Below are 429 nucleotides of genomic sequence, written 5' to 3' on the forward strand. Positions count from 1 at the left end.
CGCGGCGGCGAACGCGTTCCTGGACGGGCTGGCCGTGTCGCGGAACGCCGTGGGACTGCCGGCGGTGTCGGTGGCGTGGGGGTTGTGGGACGTGGAGTCGGCGATGACGGGGGCGTTGGGCGCGGCTGATCGGGCGCGGCTGACGCGGGCGGGAATCGCTCCGTTGGGGGTGGAGGAAGGGCTGGCGTTGTTCGACGCGGCTCTGGCAGACGGGGTCGATCCGGTGGTGGTGGCGGCCCGCTGGGACCTGGCGGGTCTGCGTGCCAGGGCGGAGGACGACGGACTGCCGGGGATGCTGCGCGGGCTCGTACGCGCGCCTCGCCGGGCGGCGGGCAACGGGGCCGGAGCCGCCGGCTCGCTGGTGGCCCGGCTGACGGAGCTGGGCAGGGACGAGGCGTTGCGGCTGCTCACCGAGACCGTGCGCGACCA

The 429-nt window shown here is 76.0% G+C and carries 1 protein-coding gene; it reads left to right on the plus strand.

The window, feature by feature from the left end; all coding sequences use genetic code 11:
* On the plus strand, window positions 1-429 hold a 429-nt coding region (locus tag OUY22_RS36715), incomplete at both ends, for a KR domain-containing protein (protein WP_270159922.1).

It is taken from the genome of Nonomuraea corallina (genome assembly GCF_027620315.1).
In the GTDB taxonomy this organism is placed as follows: Bacteria; Actinomycetota; Actinomycetes; order Streptosporangiales; family Streptosporangiaceae; genus Nonomuraea; species Nonomuraea corallina.